The organism is Pseudomonas viridiflava, from assembly GCF_900602065.1.
In the GTDB taxonomy this organism is placed as follows: domain Bacteria; phylum Pseudomonadota; class Gammaproteobacteria; order Pseudomonadales; family Pseudomonadaceae; genus Aquipseudomonas.
In genome coordinates this window covers 1-334 of sequence record NZ_UWFN01000198.1, presented here as the reverse complement: position 1 = coordinate 334, position 334 = coordinate 1, and the positions used below count along the sequence as shown (strand labels likewise).

Genomic DNA, 334 nt, shown 5'->3' with positions numbered 1-334 from the left:
GCCATGGTCTGCTCGACCAGGCTGAGCGCGCCACTGGCGTCGTCCAGCTGGTACTGCGAGATGAGCCCGTCGGCGGGGCTTGAGATATAAGCGAAGGTCGATGCCTGGACCGGCAGACCGAACGAGCAGCCAACCGCAGCGGCCAGCAGGAGGATTTTTTTCATGGAAGACCTTTTTGTTATTGTTTGTGATCAGTCATCCTATGACTAGTAGAAAAATACGGCAATTGCTGATTGCTCGATTGTCGAAGATAGATCGTTAGCCTGCTTTCTTTTGCGTCCTGATCTTGCCATGATGGGCCACTCCCCACCGCCCGCCAGCGAAAGAGCCCCAT

The 334-nt window shown here is 55.1% G+C and carries 1 pseudogene; it reads right to left on the bottom strand.

Annotated features, from left to right (window positions below):
• Positions 1 to 164, bottom strand: a pseudogene (locus EE949_RS10575) (lactonase family protein); the annotation flags it as partial.
• Between the last annotated feature and the right edge of the window lie 170 nt (positions 165 to 334).